The organism is Actinomyces urinae, assembly GCF_900119695.1.
Classification (GTDB): Bacteria; Actinomycetota; Actinomycetes; order Actinomycetales; family Actinomycetaceae; genus Gleimia; species Gleimia urinae.
Map to the genome: position 1 here is coordinate 1,171,213 of NZ_LT632547.1, position 16,358 is coordinate 1,187,570.

Below are 16,358 nucleotides of genomic sequence, written 5' to 3' on the forward strand. Positions count from 1 at the left end.
ACAACTTCAACGAGGTCTCACGGCCTGACCTTGGCCTGCCTTTGCAAACTCCAGCCCTCGCCGGCTAGACACACTGACCACTTCACCCGTTTGCGGATCGGTGAACTCGAGATTCTTCGCCAGCAACTGCAGGTGCGCAAACCCCAGGGGAGTCTCGTCCAGCCCGTACCTTGCCGCAAACTGTCCTCCATACAGCGGATCACCCACAATCGGAGTACCCACCCCAAAAAAGTGTGCGCGAATCTGATGCGTGCGGCCAGTTACCGGCTCAACCTCCCAGACCTGCAAGCCCGCCCCGCACCCGGGCCCAGAAGCCTCGGGAACCAAACCGGCAGCGGGGCGCATAATCGTCTGCGAGTTAGGCTCACCCGCCTCGTTAAAAACCCTCGTTCCGCGCTTTTCAATACGCGAAGTAACGCACAGGTAGGGGCCGCGCTCGTCCACGCCGCCCGACACTCCAACATTGTCGTGTGTCCGAGCCGCAAACCAGCTCACATCCAACGCGCCCGCACTATCAAGGTCGAGGGCTGTCTGGCTTTGCACCCCCGCAACTTCCTCGCCCGCTGGGAGACCCGTGACCGCGAGGTAGCGCTTCTTCACCTCGCCGCACGAAAACATCTGCTGATACATGCCGCGTTTAGCCGGGTCCGAGGTTGCTAAAACCACCCCGGCCGTAGCTCGGTCCAAGCGGTGTGCAAACACAATGTCGTCATTTCCCTCTTGCCGGCGAAGCGCCACCGTTAGCGTGCGCGCCACAAACCTTCCTCGCGGCATTGTGGCTAAATCATGCGGCTTATCCGCAATCAGCCAGCCCTCACCGCGAGCCAGCACCTCCACCTCAATCGCGCTCGAAGGCTCGTCCGGGATTGGCCTATAAATCCACACGCCCTGCGAAAGACTTACCGTAGAAGCATCCGCGTCCAAGCTCCTCCCTCGCGCATCAACCACATCCCCAGCCGCAAAAATTGCTTCAATCACGGCCTTATCCAGGGTTGGAAACCGATTCTCCAAAGCAGCGCGAAGAGTCGAAAAATCCGAAACGCCCACGCGAATTGGGCGCACTCCCCCACGGACAGGAGGCACGTGCCTAGCGGATCGCATCCATCACGCGCACAGCATCCAACGCCCGCATGTGGGGCAGTGGGTCAACGCCCATTGAGATCACGTAGTCCGTCAGCTGCTCGCGCACCTCGTCTACAAGTTCCTCGGCGTTCCAAGGCTTTGTGAAATAGTGATCCAGGCTCGCCTCGTTCAGCGCGCGAATCGTGTCTTCCTGATCCGCCTGGCCCGTCACCAGTACCTTGCGCGTATCCGCTGTCTGCTCATCAGAGGCCAGCGCAATCAAGAAATCAACGCCAGACTCTCCCGGCAACCTGTGATCGGCCAGAACCAGCGCAAGCACGTCGCCGTCCTCGTCAATCTCATCAATCGCAAGGCGCGCGTCCTCCGCCGAATCAGCCACCTCAATGCGGCATACGCCCTGAAATGACTCGAGGTCACGCTCAAGCGCGTCACGCACCTCCGGCTCGTCCTCCACAATCAAGATCGCAAGCTTCATCATTCCTCGTTTCCACTATCTTCTAACAACAACTTTTCCACATCTGGCCCCGCAACGGGTAGAACCACAGAGATTGTGGTGCGACCTGGCTCGGACACGATCGAAAGCGAGCCGTCGTGATCATCCACAATCGACTTCGAAATCGACATTCCCATACCCAGCCCAAACCGCACCTGGCCGCCCTTTGTGGTGAAATGAGGCTCCAAAATGCGATGCACAAGCTCGCGGGGGATGCCGGGGCCGTTGTCTGTAATAGCAACGCGCACGTGCGCTTCATCTGGAGCCGACGTTTCCACCACAATCTTCGCCGCTTCCTCACCGCGCGCCGGAAGCGAGGGGGTGGGCGCCTGCGCCAGCTCGCCAGCTTCGTCCTGGATCGCCTCAGCCGCATTAATGAGCAGGTTAGTCCACACCTGCTCCAAGCGAGCCGGATACGCGCGGATCAGCGGTATCTCCGCGAAGCGGCTCTCCACTTCAACCCCGCGCATACGGTGAGCAGTCAGACGTAGCACGTCCTCGATGTTCTCATCCAGATCCACGCCCTCCACAGGGGACGTATCCGGGCGCGCATACGCCTTCAAAGAAGACACCAAATCCGTAATCCGTCCCGCCGCAACCGTGGAGTTTCGCACCGACCGTCCGATTCCAGCTGCGGCCTCAATAACTTCCAGTGACGGGCCCTCCGAGCCGCGTCCAAACCGACCCTTCTTCTGCCCGCGCAACACCTGTCGCACCTGATCTGGGTCCGTAATGCCAGCGCCCACCAGCCTCTTCGCCAATTCCCGGTTGCCATCAGTTAAAGCCATGACCTCGCGCACCAAAGCCCGCTCCTGCGCAGTTGAACGCGGACGCGCATCGCGGGCGCGCACCATCGCCTGCGCCGCATCCTCCATACCACCGCGAGCGCCCAACACAGTAGCCACATCGCTGGCAATATGCTCGGTGGCCCGCTGCAGCGCCGCCACGGGATTGTTCAACTCGTGCGCGATACCAGCCGAAAGCTCACCAAGCATCGCGAACTTCGTTTGCTCCACCAGCTGCTCACGGGCTGAACGAAGCTGCTGAAGCGTTTCAGACAGGTTCTTCCGCTCCATCTCAAGCTGTTCGGCCAGCTCATGGTTTTCAATGTGCAGGTACTCGGCGCGCACCAGCCGCGCGGTGAGAGCCTGGATTGCCACCACCGCCAAGTTGGCTGAAGTATCTGGTGAATGCTGGAGCACGAACTCCAACTGCTCAATAGACAGGCGAACCAACTCCACCCACGTTGTGGTGGTGGACGTGAACATGGCTCGCTGCTGGCGGGCCAGAGACAACAATCCGATGAGCGGCCCGGAAGTAGCATGATGCAAAAGCACGTCCCCAAACTGGGAGGAGCGATGCAAAGCCACCGAACCGCTGAGCACCAGGTACACCGCGTCCACAGACTCGCCCTGACGCGTCAGATCCACACCCTCGGGCAACACCATGCGCGGGCGCGGCCCCAAAATCCGCTCAATGCCCTCCAGAAGCACGCGCTGCACCTGCTCACCCGGAGTGTCCAACCCGTACAGCAAATCACCGGCTCGCGGCTCATCCCACGCATCAAACCCGGCAGTCACCCGCGTTATTTCCGCATCCGGCAAATACTTGAACAACCACCTGTTGATCACCGCCGAAACCTGCTCAACCAGCGCGGGCGGAGTCCACGGCACCGCCACCACCGATACCAGGGAGCCGTCATTCACAGACTGGGCCACGTCCTCGTGCCGCTTCTTATCCGTAAGTAGCACAAAGCCGGAGCGCACCAGTACACCAAACTTACGTAGGCGAGCCACCACCTCGTCCACACTTCCAAGACGCGGAGAAATGAGGACGCCTGGCACCAGACACTGGCTTGTCTCACACTGTGACGCGAGCGTGCGTTCGACCTGCTCAAACCCGAACGCAACGCGCACATCGCAGTTTTTAAGCTGCCCGTCAATATCAGAGGCCGCCTGGCAAACCGGATCGCTCTCATCTGCGGCAACGGCCAAAACATGCAACATGTATTCGGCTGAATCGCCGCCCACGCGCGTTACGCTCACATCTACCTGCTTTCCGCTAAACGCCTCGCGTTACAACAGGCCTGCCCCGCCCCAGTACAGCGGCATCACAAAAGCGAGTAGCAACGTGCCGGACACGCCAACCACAAGACCCGTCTTGATCATGCGCGGCGTGCTGATCTCGCCCGTCGAGTAGGCAATAGCATTCGGAGGCGTCGAGATCGGTAGACACATGCCCAGCGAACAACCGAGCGCCAACACCACCGCGATCTCGGCCGGCGTTGCCGCAACCGATGCACCCAGGCCCATGCCTAGCGGAATCAGAAGGTTTGCCGCAGCCGAGTGCGAAATAACGTTTGACATCAAGAAGCCCACTCCCGCGAGCGTCAGCATTAGCAGGGCAACCGGCACGGCCTCCCAATTAATGAGGCCAATTATCCAAGCATCGAGACCCGTCTTGCCCACACCGATACCCAGGGCAATACCGCCCGCAACCAGCCAAAGCACAGGCCAGTCAAGGTGGCGCAGATCATCGCCTGACATCGCCTGCGTCACCATCAGCAGCACCACGGGTACGAAACCAACCGTGTTAGACGAAATGCCGTGTAGCGGTTCCGTCATCCACAGCAACACGGTTATACCTGCCACTACGTAGAAGATCATGGCGTTGCGACCGCGATCGAACTTGGCACTTAAATCGAGCTCGATTTTGAGGTCCTTCGGCATGTAAGCAAACGCCAGCCATACCCACGAGATTGCCAGCACCACCAGCATTAATGGGACCGCCAGCGCCATCCAGCCGATGAACGAAATATGGATGCCCGCGCTTTGGAGAGCACCCAGCGCGATCGCATTGGGCGGCGTGCCCACGGGCGTGCCAATACCTCCCACGTTTGCGGCCACCGGAATTGCCAGGGCCAGGCCAACTCGGGACTTCCCCTCGGGCAACTGCGCCAAAACCGGCATGAACACCGCAAACATTGTGGCCGTTGTAGCCGTATTAGACATGAACATCGACAGGGTCGCCGTGATCAGCATGACGCCCATCAGCATCATCTTTGGAGAGGACAAGAACGGCTTCAACATAACCGCTGCAATCGCCTTATCCACGCCAAACTTTGCGGCCCCATCCGCAAGCATGAAGCCACCCAGGAACAGGATGATCACCGGGTTAGCAAGGGATGCAAAGAACGTGGCAGAAGTGGGCACACTATCAGGAACCGGCAAAAGAGCCTGATCGGAAACCAGCAGAACTTCTGCCATTATCACCAACACGGCGGTAGCTGACAGCGGGATAGCTTCAGTCACCCACAGCATGATCGCAGCCAGGAATATCGCCAGCATGCGCGACCCAACCGGATCAAGACCCGGAATATCAACAACAAACGGAATAATAAAGCCTATTACTGCCGCGATCTGACCAAATCGCTGAAGCTTGGTGGTCTGCTGAGCCACCACTGCTTTTGGCCCCGACTTACGGGGCGCGGACTTCCTAACCGTCGGCGTAGCTGAACGACGCCGAACCTGCTTAGATCCGGGGGTCATAGTGCGTCCTCATCCATATCTACAAATGCCAGCTCCTCATTGAGCGCGGCTTAACGCCCCTATAGTCTAGCTCACACTTACGAGGCAAATTGGGTCGAATGGCACGCTTTTCAACTCTCCGCCACCCTACTGCGGACACACAAGTAGAAAGCATGCGGGCATGGGCTTTGCTCGCATGACTCGGATGTAACTAGCTCCCTACTGGAACGACACAAACCACGGGCGCGGTTCAATACCCATGGTCTGCTCCGCGTTCAGCATCGGCTGGTCCTCATCGATGAAGTTCTTCCACGCCATCCAAACCCACGGCTGCATATCCTCACGAATCACGTCCCACGTATGCATCTTTGCCTCCGGACTTCCATGACCATCCACGTGAACAACCGTTGCCAACTCGGGGTGCTGCACCATCTGGTCGCGGTCGCGAATCATCTGCAACTGAAACTGGTGCAACATAAACACCTTCTGTGGCAGATTGTTATCGCGCACAAGCTCGGCCAGCCACTGCGAAACCTCATTCACTTCCGCAATCTCAACGTGGCCAACCTGCTGCAAATGCACCTGGTCGCCATACAACTTCCACTCCGGATCGAGCGCTAATCCAACGTTCGGGCGCTTCAACAGTTCCGCGTAAAGCTGCGCCTGATCAAGCAATTTCGCATGCCCCGGCTGCAGGTCGATAATCGCGTAGCCACCCACCTCGGTAACCGCATCAACAGAAGAAGCCAGATCAGCTGCCGGCGTCACATCCGAATAAAGACCGTCATCTCCCGCACCCGCCGATGCGACCGTGGCAATGATTTCAAACGCCGGAATAACCGGCACATCACTGAACTGCTGGTACTGCTGCGCATACTGCAATGCCAGCTGTGCCGCTTCAGTTGGGGACTGTTCGCCCAGCGCTCCCAAAGCCGCCAGCTTCGGGTGGCCGTACAGAGCCACCATTCGCCTGCCCGGGAACACCAGGCCACCCCCGCCGGGCAACTCATCCGCGGAAGTCGCCAGCTGAGCGGTCTGAGCCAGCATCTGCGTTCCCCCAAAATCCGGGCCTAAACCAACCGCAACCCTACCCTCGCGCATCAACTTCATAGATTCACTCGTCGCACGCGGATCAGCCTGCGCCAACACACTCACGTCAAGCCCCGCAGTTAGCGCATTAGCTACCACTCCCAAGGGAGAATCCTGCGTGGCAAACCCGACCGCATTCGGATTCGCCTTGCCCCTTTCACCGCGTGGAAGGGAAGCTAGATCCACCATTCGCGAGGTGGGGGCTGCCTCCGTACTTTCCAAAACAGTCTCGGCTTTCTCCTCGCCGGTTTGCTCGGTCTGAGCGGGGTGTTCCGTGACGTCCTCGGCCGCAGTCTGCGGGTCAAACTCCGGCACCGTCACATTGGCTGGATCAAGACTTAGTAGATCATCCACGCCAAACTCATCGGTAACGCGGACCTCGGATCCCAAAACGGTACTCAGCGCCTGCACGTTGCCCGCATCCGTCATCACGTCCACATCGGCTACAACGTCCACCGCGCCCACAGCCAACACCGTCTTCACGCCCAAACGCGTAAGCTCTGCACCTACGTCACCGGCGCTGGTCTCGGTCAACATAGGGATCGAGAGAACCCCTGCCACGGCGGCCGCCCGCGCCTGCGCAACCGGCTCTGTAGATGCAACCACCGCGGCCTCAGCCCGTTCGAACAGTGCTTTGGAAACCTCCACATCCGTATCAAAAGCAACAGTCTCAGCAGGCGCGGCGGGCTGCGTGGCCTCCGTAAGTTCAGACTCAGATTTCAAAGACCCATCACGTGCGTTGGAGCAGGCCGCTAGACCACTCACCATCAACGCGGCAACCAAACCGGCTAGAAGCCGTGCCCCAATAGAAAACGCGCGCATACCAAACCCCTCAGATAGTTAGCGCCCAAAGTCTAACAAGTGCGGGGCATCTACCCGAACGCAGGTTCACTGCAGCCGTCCACGACTCGACGAAATCAAGCTGGGCGCGCGACCTTGTTAGACGTAACGGGACACCCAGCTGGCGATGATCTCTCCTGCCCAGGCAGCTACACCCGGCCTCGTCAACAAATGATCCGATCCATCCAATGCCACAAAGCTCTTCGGCATCTGCGCAGACCGGTAAATATCCATCGCGTTATGCACGTCCACAACCCCATCTTGAGGCGAATGCATCACCAGCAGGGCGGCGGAGAGCGAACTGATCTTCTTATGAAAACCGTCTTGATTCTTCAGGTCGTGGAAAATCGGCGCGCCCACCAGCATCTCATGACCCGCAATCTGAATGACAGCCGTGCCCTCTTGGAACACCGGCGTCAGACGATCCTTCAAAATTTCTGCCACATGTCCCGGATCCGAGGGCGCCGCAATCGTTGTAACCGCAACAACCGAATCTAAATCCCCAGCTGCCGCAAGCACAGCCGCGCCGCCAAGTGAATGACCCACCAACAACTTCACCGTGCGTCCCTGCGAGTTCATCCACCGGCACGCGGCTTTCAAATCTTCAACATCGGCAGAAAACGTGGACTCTGTGAAGTTACCAGCCGACGCGCCCAACCCTGCAAAATCGAAACGCAACACGCCAATACCACGATTCTTCAAAGCTTTCGCAATCCGTGACACCGCCGGAACAGAAATGTTACACGTGAAACAATGCGCAACGATAGCCCAAGTTTTCGGCTCGTTATCAGGGGTATCCAACACCCCGCTGAGCTTTAATCCCGTCGCGCCTTCAAACGTAACCTGCTGCGCCATGCCTCGCTCCTTTGCGCGCGTACCGGCCTCTTAGAATCCGACCTCTTTATCGACTACAAAATGAGGACGATGCTTAACCTCACGATAAATCCTACCCACGTATTCACCAATTACACCCAGCGCAAGTAACTGAATGCCTGAAAACGCAATGATCGCCGCGATAGTCGTAACGTAACCGGGAGTCTGCACGCCGTAAATCGACCAGTCAACGATTAGCCAAATCAGGTAAACAAGGGCCAGAGCGAACATGAAACCACCGAGGCTCGCAACCACGCGTAGCGGCTTCGCATTGAACGAGACGATACCGTCCCAACCGTAGTTGAACAGGGACCTAAACGACCACGAAGATGCTCCTGCAATGCGCTGCTCATTCTCATACTTAACGTAGGAAGTAGGATAGCCGATCCAAGAGAATAAGCCCTTTGAAAACCGCGAGCGCTCATCGAGGGCGAGGAGTGTTTCCACTGCGCGGCGCGAAAGCAAACGGAAATCGCCGGCTCCGTCCACGAGCTCCACTTCCTCCATCATCTTGTTGGACAACCTGTAGTACATGCGAGAAAAAGCGGTTCTCAGCCTCGAGTCACCATCGCGATTGCGAAGCGCAACCACCTGGTCGACGCCCTCATCCTCCATCACTTGAATCAGCTTAGGAATCAGCCTGGGCGGATGCTGCAAATCCGCATCCATAACCAACGTAGCGTCACCATCGGCATACGTCAGCCCGGCGAGCATTGCCGGTTCCTTACCGAAATTGCGCGACAACAGCACGCCGCGAACCCGATCATGCTTGCCTGCAAGCTCCTCAATCACCGCGGCAGTATTGTCCGCAGACCCATCATCAACCAAAATGAGGTCCCAATCTTGCGGACCGTCCACAAACGCGGCCTCCACCTGACGAACCAGCTCAGGTAGCGTCTGCTCCTCATTAAAACAGGGCACAACAATGGAAATCCGCTGTAACTGCACGCTTAGAGTATAACAGCGGCAAAAAGCGTGCAGTCAGGCCGTCACGCGGCCCAAAAACAAAGGGAGCGCGGCAAAACCACCGCGCTCCCCCTAACCGCAAGGCGGCCAAGGCCTCACAAAATCAAACCTGCTCGGGAACCATCGAGATCGAACCGCACGGGCACTCCTCAGCACAAATTCCGCAACCCTTGCAGTAGTCGTACTTGAACTCGTACTCGCCCGGCTTGATCTTCGTGATCGCATTATCTGGGCACACGCCAAAGCAATTGTCACAACCAAAACAGTTGCCACACGACATGCAACGGCGAGCCTCAAACAGCGCCGAATCCTCGTCCAGACCCTTCACGACCTCATCAAACGTAGACGCGCGGCGCGGCCCCTCCAAACGAGCCCGCATACGCCTTGGCGCATCCGCGTAATACCAGGTGGTCAGGCGCTCAAACGCAGCATCATCGTGCTTGATCGGCGGCTCGTACTCGCTTCCGCGCAGGTACGCGTCAATGTAGCGAGCAGCCTTCTTGCCGTGGCCGATCGCAACCGTAACCGTGCGCTCAGATGGCACCATGTCACCACCCGCAAACACACCTTTCAGGCCCGTCATCATCTGGCGGTTAACCTGCACCACGCCATCTTCAATCTGAATGTCCTTAGCGTTTTCAATCAGCGACAGGTCGGCCTCCTGGCCGAGCGCCATGATCAGTGAATCCGCGCCAAGCTCTTCAAACTCGCCGGTGGGCTGAGGGAATCCCTTCTCATCCAGCTCCATCTTCTCAATCGTGATGGAACCGCCATCCACGTGCTTAACCGTGGACAGCCAGCGCATCATAATGCCTTCCTCCTCGGCCTCCTTGACCTCAGAGTCATGCGCCGGCATACGGTCACGCGTGCGGCGATACAAAATCACAGCCTCTTCCGCGCCGAGCCTCTTAGCCGTACGAGCAGCATCAACAGCCGTGTTGCCACCACCGTAAACCACCACGCGGCGGCCCAGTAGCGGCTTGTCACCCGTCTCCACCTCGGACAGCATCGAAACTGCGTCCATGATCTTCGCCGACTCACCGGCAGGCACGTAAGCACGCTTACCGATGTGGGCACCAACCGCGAGGAACACGGCGTCAAAGTCACCCGTCACGTCCTCCACGTTCTCGACCTTTCGGTTAAGCTCAATCCTCACGCCCATATCCACAATGCGTTGAATCTCGCCTTCAAGGATGCCGCGCGGCAGACGGTACGACGGAATGCCGAACCTCATCATGCCGCCAGCCATCGGACCAGCCTCGTAAATCGTCACGTTATGACCCAAACGACGCAGGTGATACGCCGCGGACAAGCCGGACGGGCCCGCACCAACAATCAGCACGTTCTTACCCGTATCCGCATTCACTGGCTCAACCGTCCAGCCTTCTTGAAGTGCCTTATCGCCCAAGAAACGCTCAACCGCGTTGATCCCCACGGTCTCGTCAACCTTGCCGCGGTTACACATCGTCTGACACGGGTGGTAGCAAACGCGCCCCATCACTGCAGGCATCGGATTGTTCACCATGATTTCGCGCCAGGCGGACTCATAGTCACCCTCTTCGGCGTGGTAAAGCCACTGCTGTACGTTCTCACCAGCCGGACACGCCTTATTGCAAGGAGGTAGCAAATCCACGTAGATCGGGCGCTCCGTGCGCCACGAACCCGTCTCATTTGCCAGCGACGAACCCACGTCCAAAGTGATAGCAAACGGCTTCGTATCACCGCTAATGCCAGAAGTTGCGTCACTGCGTGCCGCCGCCGAAACGTCTACGGCCTCACTTGTCACATCACTCTTACTCATCGTCAGTTCTGTCCTTGCTTATCCGCCATGCCAGCGCCCTCGCCAGCCTTCACATTTGCCGCCCCGTCAGCGCGCGTTTGCGCTCCAGCAGAATACTCACTCTGCGTTGAGGTCGCGTCCGTCTGCTCCGTGGCGCCCTCATCAAACTCGTCAAATGGCTTCCTGAACCCGTAGCGGGCCTCTTCGAACTCCACAAAACGCTCAGTTGCGAGGTCGTAATCCTCATCATCCACCAGGTTGTAGCGGCGAATATTCCTATCCGCGCCCGCCTGAATGCGCCTAATCGCCTCCTGGTCGCCACCCTTTTTAAACAGGTGCGCGAACCGGCGTTGCGGCTTCAAATACTCCTCAACCGGTGTGGGCCTGCGTAACTTCATCACCGAAGTGACCTCACCATACTCGGCCTCGTAAACCGGGAAAATACCCGTCTGTACAGCAAGGCGTGCCAAATGGACCGTCTGTGCCGAGGCCGAACCCCAACCCAACGGACACGGCACCAGCACGTGAATGTAGCGCGCTCCGTGGAACTGCATCGCGCGGTTCACCTTGTACTCCAAGTCGCGCAAGTCCGCCACGGTTGCCGTTGCCACGTACGGGATTTCGTGAGCCATCGCGATGCGCGGCATGTCTTTACCCTGGCCCCATTCGTTGCCCGGATTCGGACCCACCGGCTGGGTGGTAGCCGTGCGCGCCGTAGCAGGCGTAGCACCCGAACGCTGCACGCCCGTATTCATGTACGCCTGGTTGTCGTAACAGATGTACAGCACGTCATCATTGCGCTCAAACATGCCAGACAGCGGGCCAAAGCCAATATCTACCGTACCGCCATCACCGCCCTGAGCCACCACGCGCGTTGTGCGACCCTTTGCCTTAAACGCCGCGGCTGCGCCCGTTGCCACCGCCGCCGCGTTGCCAAACAGGGAATGCAGCCAGGGAATAGTCCAAGACGTTTCCGGATAGGGCGTTGAAAATACCTCCAAGCACCCGGTTGCGTTAATCGCCACCATGTCCTTATCGGTTGCACGCATCGCCGTATCTAGGGCGTAGCGGGCGCCCAGCGCCTCACCACATCCCTGACAGGCGCGGTGACCGGAGGTCAGCGAGTTATAACGGTCCGGATCCGACTGGACCGAACGCAACTGCTCGTCAGCCAGACGGTTACCCACCGCGTAAGAGCCAACCTGGTAGAACTTGACCTTCTCTCGCGCCGGAATAGCAGTTTGGCGCACCTGCGGAAAGCCCTCGCGTACTCCACTATCAGTACTCATCAGTTATCCGCCTTCGTAGAAACTTCCAAATCCAACTTCGCGTTCACCCGATCTTGCATGTCGCGAATCATATTCTCAGCGGGAGCACCCGAACGGCGCGTGCGCGCCTCGCGCTCCAACTCACGCTCAACGAGTTCCTTATCCAAATCCAAGAAAGTAAGGTGCTCGACGTCGTCAACAACTGCCTTATCAAGGTATTCCTGCAACGAGCCCGCGGTAATGTTGCGGCCACCTAGGCCTGCGATCAGCTCGTGACACGTGAAGTTCAAGCCGCGCATTGCCGCCCGGCAGTGCGATGACACGATGCCACCGATACCAACGGAGAACGCCTTTTCCAAAACCACAAAACGCTTCGCGCCCTGCAAGACCTCACGAACAGCGTCGGAGGGGAAAGGACGGAACGAGGTAATACCGAGAACGCCAATCTTCTCGCCGCGAGCGCGGCGAACATCAACCACGTCCTTGATCGTGCCCAGTACAGATCCAAGCGCCACGATGATCGTCTCCGCGTCCTCGCACTTGTAGGGGCGCACCAGACCACCAGAATCGCGGCCAAACACCCGCTTAAACTGTTCTTGCACCTGCGGGATCAGTTCCAACGCCTGCAACTGCTTCGCGTGAGCCAGGTAACGGACCTCAGTGAACGCCTCCGGGCCCACCATCGCGCCAATCGAAACCGGATCGGACGGATCCAACACCTGGCGCGGCTCGTAGGATGGCAAGAACTTTTCAACCTGCCCGGCCTCGGGCACATCCACTTGCTCCACCGCGTGCGTCAAAATGAAGCCATCCATGCACACCATCACGGGCAACGAAAGCTCCTCCGCGATGCGGAATGCCTGCACGTGCAGGTCGGCAGCCTCCTGATTATTCTCCGCGTAAAGCTGCAGCCACCCAGAATCGCGTTGGCTCATCGCATCCGTATGGTCATTCCAAATGTTGATCGGAGAACCAATCGCGCGGTTCGCAACCGTCATTACAATCGGCAAGCCTAGGCCCGAAGCGTTGTAAACAGCCTCAACCATGTACAACAAGCCCTGCGACGCGGTAGCCGTGTACGCCCTCGCCCCCACAGCCGAAGCGCCAATGCATGCCGACATTGCGGAGAATTCCGACTCCACATTCACATACTCGCAATGCTCCAGTTTGCCGGATTTAACCAGGGCCGAAATGGCCTCCACAATATGGGTTTGCGGACTAATCGGGTAGGCCGCAACGACCTCAGGATGGCACGCTGCAACAGCCTTCGCGATGGCTTGCGAACCCTCAATCTGCTCAAGCATTATCTACCTTCATTTCCTCAACCAAACGGAATGCGGCCTTCGCGGCCTCTTGGTTCGCCTCGCCAACCTTGCCTGCAAATCGGCCCGAAATAGCGCCAAGCACCGACTCCAAACGCACAATCCCGGTAAGCGCCGAAACACCTCCCAAAAGCACCGCGTTAGGCAGCGGACGCCCCAGGTGTTCTAGCGCAATCTCAGTAGCCGGAATCGTAACGATATGTCCCGGCAAAGAGCGTTCCTCCAACTCGGCAAGTCCGAGCTCCTCCAGCGACTTTGCTGAATTCACAAGACCGTATCCGTCTGGCTGCAAGCCTGAAAACACGTCCATAATCGGCAAAAGAGTTGGATCTTGAACAATAACCACATTTGGCGAGAGCACAGGCTCGCGACTGCGAATCACTTCATCGCGGATCCTGCAGTAAGACACAACCGGGGCGCCCATACGCTCAGACCCAAAAGAAGGGAAAGCCTGCGCGTGGTGGCCGTCTTCGAATGCCGCCATTGCCAACAGGTCCGCGGCAGTTACAACACCTTGTCCGCCTCGACCATGAATTCTTATTTCGACCATATGTTCATGCTAGACACGCGCCAGGTGCGCAATAGTGCAGGTGGGAAGATCGTTGAATTAGTGCGGCTTAACCTCTGTACACAATTATGAAACTGGCGAGGTTTTCATAATTTACGTGTTACATATATGTCATCGCCTCTATACTTCAGCGGATTCCTCCAACCGCTTAGCAAACCGAGTGAACACGCGCTCAATCACTTCGGCCTCGCCTCTTTCCCACCCAACCGCTACTTCCACGCACATTGCAAACAAAGCGGCCGCGAAACCAAACTCGCGGCCGCTCCCAAGTAACTACCAGCAGCGCATCATGCGCCAATAACCATTAACTAGGCCTGCTGCCACACAGCATCAAACGGGGTGTGAGCGGGAAGACTTCCCGCAATACCGCGCGTCACAATCTCCTTAGCGACACGCACAGCCTCGTAAATATCCGATCCCTTAGCGAGCTCAGCCGTAATCGCGGCCGCAAGCGTGCAGCCCGCGCCCGTCGGACGCTCATCACCAATCTTCGGCGAGGCATAGCGCGTGATCTTCTTGCCATCCCACAGCAGATCAACGGCCTCATCGCCTTCAAGCTGCATGCCGCCCTTAGCAAGCACATACTTCGGACCAAGCTCGCCGATCTTTTGCGCCGCACGAGCCAAATCGGCCTCCGTGCGCACCTCAATGCCAGAGAGCTGCTCCGTCTCAAACAAGTTCGGCGTCACAACCGTTGCTAGTGGCAGCACCTTTGTCTTCAGCGCTTCGTCGGTATCGTGCGCGTCACCCGCCTCCTGGCCCTTACAAATCAAAACCGGGTCAAGAACAATGTTCTTCCACTCGTTAGTCGCCAGCGCCTCGCGCACCGCTTCAATAGTGGCCACTGTGCCAAGCATGCCGATCTTCGTCGTATCCACATCCCAGGTATAAACTCCAGCTTCAACCTGATCCTTAATCACCTGCGGATCAACCGGAACGAACCTGTGAGCCCAGTTATTCTTCGGATCGAATGACACGATGCAAGTGACCGCACCCATACCAAACACACCAAGCTGGTGGAACGTCTTCAAATCCACCTGTAGCCCGGCACCACCAGTTGCCTCGTTGCCTGCTATCGTCATGACCTTAACTGGATTGCTCAATGACATTTCCACCTCGATAAAAATAGTTCGGAAAGCATAAGAAAGCGCCTAGCGAGCGCGTCTACAACGCAAAGATTACACTCAAACTACTGCCTTGCCATATCCACAAACCGCGCGTAATGGCCCTGGAAAGCAACCGGGATAGTTCCCGTCTCACCATTGCGGTGCTTGGCAACAATAATGTCGGCCTCACCCGGGCGCTCATCCTGATCGTAATAATCCGGGCGATGTAGAAGCATGATCACGTCCGCGTCCTGCTCCAGCGAGCCCGACTCGCGCAGGTCGGCAATCATCGGCTTCTTATCGGTACGCTGCTCCGGACCACGGTTCAGCTGTGCAACCGCAACCACCGGGATCTCCAACTCTTTAGCCAAAAGTTTGAGCGAGCGGGAGAACTCCGAGACTTCCTGCTGACGCGACTCCACCTGTTTTCCTGACGACATCAGCTGGAGGTAGTCGATAACTACAAGTCCAAGATTGTGCTGCTGCTTCAAACGGCGACACTTTGCACGAATCTCATTCATCGCCATATTTGGCGAATCGTCAATAAAGAAGGGTGCCTTTGAGATGTTCGAAATTGTCTTCGACAGCCGCGTCCAGTCTCGGTCTTCCATTTCTCCTCTACGCATCTTGCCAAAATGCACGCCCGCCTCGGCCGCCATCAGGCGCATACCGATTTCTTCCCGCGACATTTCCAACGAAAAGATAACCGAAGTGATGTTGTGGTGCACCGACGCCGCCCTCATGAAATTCATCGCGAGAGTTGACTTACCCATTGCTGGACGCGCGGCAACGATAACCATCTGGCCCGGCTGCAAGCCTGTAGTGAGGTGATCCAGGTCTGCAATACCCGTAGGCACACCCTTCGAGACGTCCTTGTTCTGCGCGAGCTCATCAAGATGGGCAAGTAGTGGATCTGCAATCTCGGACAACTGCACGTAATCCGTGGTACTCCGGCGTTCAGACACCGCGTAAATCTCAGATTGTGCGGCATCCACAATGTCATCAACGTCGCCGCCCGTTTCGGCGTAACCAAGCTGAACAATACGAGTGCCAGCCTCCACAAGATGCCGCAGTTGCGCTCGCTCACGCACAATGCGTGCGTAATAACCCACATTTGCAGCCGTCGGGACCGAAGCAATCAGAGTGTGCAGGTAGGTTGGCTCTGGCAAACGATTTAGATTTCCCTGGCGTTTAAGCTCACCCGCAACCGTTAGGGTATCCACGGGCTCGCCACGGGAGTAGAGCTCCATTATCGTGTTGTGGATCATTTCATGGTCCGGGCGATAGTAGTCCGAGCTATCCATCGCCTCAATAACGTCGTTCACGGCGTCCTTGGAAAGCATCATTGAGCCAAGAACAGATTGCTCCGCTTCAATGTCTTGCGGAGGGATTCGATCAAAACCCGACTGGTCTGCCACAAAAACCGCCTTCTAGTTACATGCA

The 16,358-nt window shown here is 57.7% G+C and carries 13 protein-coding genes; all 13 read right to left on the minus strand.

What is annotated here, in order from left to right:
- Positions 1-6: 6 nt before the first annotated feature.
- On the minus strand, positions 7-978 hold the full coding sequence (locus BQ7114_RS06680) for a pseudouridine synthase (RefSeq protein ID WP_195906732.1): 972 nt from the start codon (positions 976-978) through the stop codon (positions 7-9).
- Between the two features lie 109 nt (positions 979-1,087).
- Entirely contained in the window at positions 1,088-1,558 is a 471-nt protein-coding gene (locus BQ7114_RS06685; RefSeq protein ID WP_072344913.1) for a response regulator, read from the minus strand.
- The gene (locus BQ7114_RS06690) at positions 1,558-3,621 is read right to left on the minus strand and encodes a sensor histidine kinase (protein WP_143236820.1); all 2,064 of its coding nucleotides are present in this window, start codon (positions 3,619-3,621) and stop codon (positions 1,558-1,560) included. Before BQ7114_RS06690 ends, BQ7114_RS06685 begins: the two co-directional genes overlap by 1 nt.
- A gap of 30 nt (positions 3,622-3,651) precedes the next feature.
- Positions 3,652-5,124 (minus strand): SLC13 family permease, encoded by a 1,473-nt coding sequence (locus BQ7114_RS06695; protein ID WP_230205993.1) that lies wholly within the window; start codon positions 5,122-5,124, stop codon positions 3,652-3,654.
- Between the two features lie 198 nt (positions 5,125-5,322).
- Positions 5,323-7,014 carry a hypothetical protein gene (locus tag BQ7114_RS06700; protein ID WP_072343560.1) on the minus strand — a complete coding sequence of 564 codons (1,692 nt, stop codon included), beginning with the start codon at positions 7,012-7,014 and terminating at the stop codon, positions 5,323-5,325.
- Between the two features lie 117 nt (positions 7,015-7,131).
- On the minus strand, positions 7,132-7,887 hold the full coding sequence (locus BQ7114_RS06705; protein ID WP_072343563.1) for an alpha/beta hydrolase family protein: 756 nt from the start codon (positions 7,885-7,887) through the stop codon (positions 7,132-7,134).
- A gap of 30 nt (positions 7,888-7,917) precedes the next feature.
- Positions 7,918-8,853, minus strand: coding sequence for a glycosyltransferase family 2 protein (locus tag BQ7114_RS06710; RefSeq protein WP_072343567.1), 936 nt, complete (start codon positions 8,851-8,853; stop codon positions 7,918-7,920).
- 121 nt (positions 8,854-8,974) lie between these two features.
- Complete coding sequence (locus BQ7114_RS06715) at positions 8,975-10,672, minus strand: NAD(P)-binding protein (protein ID WP_230205994.1); 1,698 nt, start codon at positions 10,670-10,672, stop codon at positions 8,975-8,977.
- A gap of 2 nt (positions 10,673-10,674) precedes the next feature.
- Positions 10,675-11,940 carry a thiamine pyrophosphate-dependent enzyme gene (locus BQ7114_RS06720; protein WP_072343570.1) on the minus strand — a complete coding sequence of 422 codons (1,266 nt, stop codon included), beginning with the start codon at positions 11,938-11,940 and terminating at the stop codon, positions 10,675-10,677.
- The gene (porA, locus tag BQ7114_RS06725; RefSeq protein WP_072343573.1) at positions 11,940-13,223 is read right to left on the minus strand and encodes a pyruvate ferredoxin oxidoreductase; all 1,284 of its coding nucleotides are present in this window, start codon (positions 13,221-13,223) and stop codon (positions 11,940-11,942) included. The genes BQ7114_RS06720 and porA overlap by 1 nt, the downstream gene beginning before the upstream one ends.
- Entirely contained in the window at positions 13,216-13,791 is a 576-nt protein-coding gene (locus BQ7114_RS06730; protein ID WP_070664973.1) for a 2-oxoacid:acceptor oxidoreductase family protein, read from the minus strand. Before BQ7114_RS06730 ends, porA begins: the two co-directional genes overlap by 8 nt.
- Positions 13,792-14,117: 326 nt before the next feature.
- Positions 14,118-14,918 (minus strand): bifunctional hydroxymethylpyrimidine kinase/phosphomethylpyrimidine kinase, encoded by an 801-nt coding sequence (thiD, locus tag BQ7114_RS06735; RefSeq protein WP_072343576.1) that lies wholly within the window; start codon positions 14,916-14,918, stop codon positions 14,118-14,120.
- Between the two features lie 80 nt (positions 14,919-14,998).
- A complete protein-coding gene (gene dnaB, locus BQ7114_RS06740; protein WP_072343579.1) occupies positions 14,999-16,333 on the minus strand; it encodes a replicative DNA helicase in 1,335 nt (444 codons plus the stop codon).
- Positions 16,334-16,358: the final 25 nt, after the last annotated feature.

What these genes read in the sequence shown, in the direction of transcription:
- thiD (WP_072343576.1), bottom strand. Translation starts at nt 14,918, where the DNA reads ATGTCATTGAGCAATCCAGTTAAGGTCATGACGATAGCAGGCAACGAG.
- BQ7114_RS06730 (WP_070664973.1), bottom strand. Translation starts at nt 13,791, where the DNA reads ATGGTCGAAATAAGAATTCATGGTCGAGGCGGACAAGGTGTTGTAACT.
- BQ7114_RS06720 (WP_072343570.1), bottom strand. Translation starts at nt 11,940, where the DNA reads ATGAGTACTGATAGTGGAGTACGCGAGGGCTTTCCGCAGGTGCGCCAA.
- BQ7114_RS06705 (WP_072343563.1), bottom strand. Translation starts at nt 7,887, where the DNA reads ATGGCGCAGCAGGTTACGTTTGAAGGCGCGACGGGATTAAAGCTCAGC.
- BQ7114_RS06715 (WP_230205994.1), bottom strand. Translation starts at nt 10,672, where the DNA reads ATGAGTAAGAGTGATGTGACAAGTGAGGCCGTAGACGTTTCGGCGGCG.
- porA (WP_072343573.1), bottom strand. Translation starts at nt 13,223, where the DNA reads ATGCTTGAGCAGATTGAGGGTTCGCAAGCCATCGCGAAGGCTGTTGCA.
- BQ7114_RS06685 (WP_072344913.1), bottom strand. Translation starts at nt 1,558, where the DNA reads ATGAAGCTTGCGATCTTGATTGTGGAGGACGAGCCGGAGGTGCGTGAC.
- BQ7114_RS06700 (WP_072343560.1), bottom strand. Translation starts at nt 7,014, where the DNA reads ATGCGCGCGTTTTCTATTGGGGCACGGCTTCTAGCCGGTTTGGTTGCC.
- BQ7114_RS06695 (WP_230205993.1), bottom strand. Translation starts at nt 5,124, where the DNA reads ATGACCCCCGGATCTAAGCAGGTTCGGCGTCGTTCAGCTACGCCGACG.